This is a genomic window from Luteibacter sp. P4_D7_3 (assembly GCF_056401735.1).
Genome location: NZ_JBFUIT010000254.1, coordinates 1 through 5830, shown reverse-complemented (window position 1 = coordinate 5830; position 5830 = coordinate 1). Strand labels below are relative to the sequence as shown.

Sequence of the window (5830 nt, the reverse complement as noted above, 5' to 3'; positions counted from 1 at the left end):
TCGTTGCTCGTTTCGGTGAAGGACAAGCCCGGTGCGCTTTACGACGTACTGAGCCCGCTTGCGCGCCACGACATCAGCATGAACCGCATCGAATCGCGCCCGGCGCATACGGGCAAATGGCAGTACGCGTTCTTCATCGATGTCTCGGGCCATGTCGAGGACGAGGCACTCCAGGCCGCGCTCGAGGAAATGAAACCGGCCGCCGCGGACGTACGCGTGCTCGGCTCCTACCCCGTCGCGTTGCCATGACCGCCGCGTTCGATGCAGCCACGCTCGCCAACCGGGCGACGTCGGCCCTGCGTGCCTACGATCCCGGTCATGATCTTCCTGCGCTGCGCCTGCAATTCGGTGCGGTGTTGTCCGAGCTCGGTTCCAACGAAAACCCGCTTGGGCCGAGCCCGCTGGCGATGCGGGCTGCCACGCGCGTTCTCGAAGACATCTGGCGCTATCCCGATCCTCTCGGCGCTGCGCTGAAACACCGGTTGTCGACGGAACTGGGCGTGCCCGTCTCCGGCATCACGTTGGGTAACGGCTCGCATGAGCTGCTGATGTTGCTGGCGCAGTGCTTCGCGGATGCCGAGCACCCGGTCGTGCATTCGCAATATGGCTTCGCTGTGTTTCCGATCGCCGCCGCCGCGGCCGGTGCGCCGTCCGTTGCCGTGCCCGCGTTGCCTGCCGACCATCCGGTGGCGCCCTACGGGCATGACCTCGATGCGATCGCGGCGGCGGTGACGCCGTCGACGCGACTGGTGTACCTCGCCAATCCGAACAACCCGACGGGCACCTGGTTCACCGACGCCGCGCTCGAGGGTTTCCTCGGCAAGGTGCCGGCGGACACCCTCGTCGTCGTGGACGAGGCGTACCACGAGTACGTGGATGCGCCGGGCCTGAGTACGGCGATGCACCTGCTCGCTCGCTTTCCGAATCTCGTCGTCACACGCACGTTCTCGAAGGCTTACGCGCTAGCGGGCCTGCGTATCGGCTACATGCTCAGTCACCCGTCCGTTGCCGCCGTCTGCGAGCGGCTTCGCGAATCCTTCAACGTCAACGGTGTGGCGCTGGCCGCTGCCGAAGCGGCGCTGGGCGATCACGAACATCGCGCACGCGTGCGCGAGGCGAACCACCGCGATCGCGCATGGCTGGCCGACGAACTCACGGCCCGCGGCTTGCGGGTGCTTCCGTCACAAACCAACTTCCTGCTCGTCGACCTCGGTCGCGATGCCGCCGCCTTCGAAGCTCACCTGTTCGAACGCGGCGTGATCGTCCGCCCGATGGGTGGCTACCGTCTGCCGCACACGGTGCGGGTCAGCGTCGGTAGCCGTGCCGAGCTGCAACGTCTTCTGGAGAACCTGCCATGACCCGCCTGGATTGGCTGAGCCGTACCGCTGCCGGCCCTTTGCGGGGCGACGTGGTCGTGCCCGGCGACAAGTCGGTATCCCACCGCGCGCTGATGTTTGGCGCGCTGGCCGAGGGCACGTCGCATATTCGCGGTTTCCTCGAAGGTGAGGATACCCGCGCGACCGCGGCCATCCTCGGCAAGCTCGGCGTGCGTTTCGAAACGCCTGCTGCCGGCGAACGTCTCGTGCATGGCGTGGGTCTGCACGGGTTGCGCGGTACCACCGAGCCCCTCGATTGCGGGAACGCGGGAACCGGCATGCGCCTGCTCGCCGGCCTGCTTGCGGGGCAGGCTTTCGATTCGACGCTGGTCGGCGACGAGTCGCTGTCACGCCGGCCTATGCGTCGCGTCACCGATCCGCTCACCACGATGGGCGCGTCGATCGACACGGACGATGGCAAGCCACCGTTGCGCATCCATGGCGGATCGAAGCTCAAGGGCATCACGTATCACCCGCCTGTCGCCAGCGCGCAGATCAAGTCGGCACTGTTGCTGGCCGGCCTGTATGCCGAGGGCAAGACCGAAGTCATCGAGCCGCATCCGACCCGCGACTACACCGAGAGCATGCTCAAGGCCTTCGGCTGGCCGATCGAGTATTCGCCGGGCAAGGCGACGGTCGAGGGTGGCCACACCTTGCATGCCGTCGACGTGGATGTGCCGGCGGATATCTCGTCCGCAGCGTTCTTCATCGTCGCAGCCTGCATCGTGCCCGGTTCGGCGTTGCGCCTGAAAGGCGTGGGCCTGAACCCGCGTCGCACGGGCCTCCTGGCCGCGCTGGAGTTGATGGGCGCGGATATTTCCGTGGAGAACGAGCGCAGCAGCGGTGGTGAAGACATCGGCGATCTCGTCGTCCGTTACCGGCGATTGCACGGCGTGGCATTGCCGTTGGATATCGTGCCGGACATGATCGACGAGTTTCCTGCCTTGTTCGTCGCGGCCGCCGTCGCCGATGGACTCACCACGATTCGTGGTGCCGCCGAGTTGCGCGTGAAGGAATCGGACCGCATCGCCAGCATGGCGGCGGGCCTGCAAGCCTGCGGCGTGAAATTCGATGAATTGCCGGACGGCGCGATGATCCAGGGCGGCACGATCGGTGGCGGGACGATCGACAGCCATGGCGACCACCGTATCGCCATGAGCTTCGCCATCGCCGGCCTCGTCGCCTCGGCGCCGATCACCATCGGCGACTGCGCCAATGTCGCCACCTCGTTCCCCGGCTTCATGGAACTGGCAAACGGCGTCGGTTTTCAGCTGGAAAGCGCAGGCTGATACATGGCCCCCGTAACGGGAAGGCGTTAGGCTTTGCTTTCCTGTTACGGATGTCGTCATGGCTCAGAAGCTCCCACCCTTCGTCGTCGTCGTGCCCGCGCGGTTCGGTTCGACCCGGTTGCCGGGCAAGCCACTGCTGAAGATCGACGGCGAGTCGATGATCCGCCGCGTGGCGACCCGGGCAGGGCAGGCCGGTGCCGCGCAGGTGGTCGTCGCCACCGACGACGACCGGGTCGCGCGCGAGTTGCGCGGCTGCGGAGAGGACATCCTGGTCTGCATGACCCGCGACGACCACGCGTCGGGCAGCGACCGTATCGCCGAGACGGCCAACAATTTCGGCTGGCCCGAAGACACCATCGTGGTCAACCTGCAGGGCGATGAGCCTTTCGCCCCGGCTGCCGGCATCCGCGCCGTGGTGGCTACCCTGGCGGGGGATGACGCCCCCATGGCCACGCTGGCCACGCCGATCACGCATGCCGACGAGTTCTTCGATCCGAACATCGTCAAGGTGGTCCGCGCCAGCAACGGCCGCGCGCTTTATTTCACCCGGTCGCCGGCCCCCTGGGCGCGCGACCCCTTCGCCCAGAGCCGGGACAGCCTGCCTGCGGATGTGCCCTTCCTGCGTCATATCGGCATCTATGCCTACCGCGCGGGCTTTCTGCGCCGGCTGGCAGCCCTGCCGAGGACGCCGCTGGAGCGGGCGGAATCGCTCGAGCAACTGCGCGTGCTGGAGCACGGCTACGCCATTTCGGTCCAGCTGACCCCGGAGCCGTTCCCGCCGGGCATCGACACCGCCGAGGATCTGGTCCGGGCCGAGCGCTGGCTTGCCTCGGGCGGCCGCTGAATGGGGTCAGGCTTCCCCTACAGCGCAACGAGGGCGAGCCCGACACCCATAACCGGCCTAGCCCGAGGGCGTCGCCGGGGGCGAACCCTTAATCTATCCCTGTCGCCACTGTCATCCCCCAAGGACGGCGACAGCCCACGGAAGGCATAGCGCCGGCATGGTCCACCCCATGCCGGCGTTTTTCGCGTCTGGTCCGCGCCGACACGCTAAAATGTCGGCTATGGAGCACACCGAGTCGCATCCGTTCGACGGCAAGGCCTTCGTCCGCCACCTCACCACCTCGCCAGGCGTCTACCGCTATTTCGATGCGGAGGACGAGCTGCTGTACGTCGGTAAGGCGGCGAACCTGAAGAAGCGTGTCAGCAACTACTTCCTCAAGCCCCCGATGGATCCGCGTATCGCCTCGATGGTGTCGCAGATCGCGCGGGCGGAAGTCACCCTGACGCGTACGGCGGGCGAGGCGCTGCTGCTCGAATCGCAGCTGATCAAGTCGCTCAAGCCGCGTTACAACATCGTGCTTCGCGACGATAAGAGCTACCCGTACATCTATCTGTCGGCGGGCGAAGAGTATCCGCGCCTGGGATTCCATCGCGGCGCGAAGACGGGGCCGGGACGTTATTTCGGGCCGTACCCGAGCACCTTCGCCGTGCGCGAAAGCCTTGGCCTGATGCAGAAGCTATTCAAGGTGCGTCAGTGCGAAGACAGCTATTTCCGTAACCGCTCACGCCCCTGCCTGCAGCACCAGATCGGTCGTTGCAGTGCGCCCTGCGTGCGCCTGATCGATGTGCCCGATTACCAGAACGACGTGCGTCACGCCGAGATGTTCCTTGAAGGTCGCAGCAGTGCGGTGATCGACGAGCTGGCCGTGGCGATGGATCAGGCCAGCATGGCACTGAATTTCGAGCGCGCGGCCACGCTGCGCGATCAGGTCTCTGCGTTGCGCAAGCTGCAGGCCCAGCACTTCGTGCAGGGTGCCAGCGCGGATATGGACGTGATCGCCTGCTGCCTGGAAGGTGGCATGGCCTGCGTGAGCGTGCTGTTCTTCCGCAATGGCGTGAGCCTGGGGTCGCGCGATTTCTTCCCGCGGTTGCCGATCGATGCGTCGGTGGGCGACGTGCTGGCGCAGTTCATCGCGCAGTACTACCTGGAGCGGCAGGTGCCCCGTGAGCTGGTGCTGAGCGATCCAGTCGAAGACATCGACGTGCTGGCGCAGGTGCTTTCCGATCACGCCGGTTACGTCGTCTCGCTGAAACCCAGCGTTCGCGGCGAGCGTGCGCGCTTCCTCGAGATGGCCCAGCGCAATGCGAGTGCGGCGCTCACGTCACGCCTTGCCAGCCGCCATACGCTGCTGGCGCGCTTCGACGATTTGCAGAAAGTGCTCGAGCTCGAGGCAGCCCCTCGCCGGATCGAGTGCTTCGATATCAGTCACACGCGTGGCGAGGCTACCGTCGCTTCGTGCGTGGTGTTCGGTCCCGAGGGGCCGGAGAAGTCGCACTACCGCCGCTTCAATATCGCGGGCATCACGCCGGGTGACGACTATGCAGCCATGCACCAGGCCCTGACGCGCCGCTTCAAGAAAGTGGTGGAGGGCGGCGCGAAGCCGGACATCCTCCTGATCGAYGGCGGCGCCGGGCAGGTGGGGCAGGCGGTGGACGTGTTGCGCGAACTCGGCGTCGAAGGCATTCGCGTGGTGGGCGTGGCGAAGGGTCCGGGCCGTCGCGCCGGTGAGGAGACCCTGGTGCTTGCCGAAACCGGCAAGACCCTGCATCCGGGTACCTCGTCGCCTGCGCTGCATCTGGTTGCCGCAGTTCGTGATGAAGCGCACCGTTTTGCGATCAGCGGACACCGCCGGCGCCGCGAAGCGACGCGTGAGCGGAGTACGCTGGAAGACGTGGCGGGCGTGGGTGCACGTCGCCGCGCTGCGCTGCTGAAGGCTTTTGGCGGTCTGGCGGGGGTCGAAGCGGCGGGCGTCGAAGAATTGATGAGCGTGAAGGGGATTGATCGCGGCCTCGCCGAACGCATCTATGCCATGCTTCATCCCTAAGTTGCATGCGACCGACTATGCGAATCAACCTGCCTACCTGGCTGACCCTCTTCCGCGTGCTCCTGCTGCCGGTCATGGTCGTCGTTTTTTACCTGCCGTTCCGCTGGTCCAATCTCGGGGCAGCGGCGGTCTTCGTGATCGCCGGATTCACGGACTGGCTCGACGGCTATCTGGCCCGCCGGATGAACCTCACTTCGGCCTTCGGCGCCTTCCTCGACCCCGTGGCCGACAAGCTCATGGTGGCGGTGACCCTGTTCCTGCTGGTGCAGTCCCATCC

General features: G+C 66.1%; 6 protein-coding genes. All 6 read left to right on the top strand.

What is annotated here, in order from left to right; translation table 11 throughout:
* On the top strand, window positions 1-249 hold a 249-nt coding region (locus AC1DSN_RS17250), incomplete at its 5' end, for an ACT domain-containing protein (protein ID WP_477331871.1).
* Complete coding sequence (gene hisC, locus AC1DSN_RS17245) at window positions 246-1358, top strand: histidinol-phosphate transaminase (protein WP_477294887.1); 1113 nt, start codon at window positions 246-248, stop codon at window positions 1356-1358. The genes AC1DSN_RS17250 and hisC, both read left to right, overlap by 4 nt.
* Window positions 1355-2665 (top strand): 3-phosphoshikimate 1-carboxyvinyltransferase, encoded by a 1311-nt coding sequence (aroA, locus tag AC1DSN_RS17240; protein WP_477294885.1) that lies wholly within the window; start codon window positions 1355-1357, stop codon window positions 2663-2665. Before hisC ends, aroA begins: the two co-directional genes overlap by 4 nt.
* 58 nt (window positions 2666-2723) lie before the next feature.
* Window positions 2724-3509: a 3-deoxy-manno-octulosonate cytidylyltransferase gene (gene kdsB / locus AC1DSN_RS17235; RefSeq protein ID WP_477294884.1), complete on the top strand. Its 786-nt coding sequence runs from the start codon at window positions 2724-2726 to the stop codon at window positions 3507-3509.
* A 220-nt stretch (window positions 3510-3729) separates the two neighbouring features.
* Window positions 3730-5553 (top strand): excinuclease ABC subunit UvrC, encoded by a 1824-nt coding sequence (uvrC, locus tag AC1DSN_RS17230; protein WP_213948176.1) that lies wholly within the window; start codon window positions 3730-3732, stop codon window positions 5551-5553.
* A gap of 17 nt (window positions 5554-5570) precedes the next feature.
* A partial coding sequence (locus AC1DSN_RS17225) for a CDP-alcohol phosphatidyltransferase family protein (protein ID WP_477331869.1) occupies window positions 5571-5830 on the top strand: 260 nt, incomplete at its 3' end.

Coding starts and splice junctions, on each gene's coding strand:
- kdsB (WP_477294884.1), top strand. CDS start 2,724: ATGGCTCAGAAGCTCCCACCCTTCGTCGTCGTCGTGCCCGCGCGGTTC.
- hisC (WP_477294887.1), top strand. CDS start 246: ATGACCGCCGCGTTCGATGCAGCCACGCTCGCCAACCGGGCGACGTCG.
- aroA (WP_477294885.1), top strand. CDS start 1,355: ATGACCCGCCTGGATTGGCTGAGCCGTACCGCTGCCGGCCCTTTGCGG.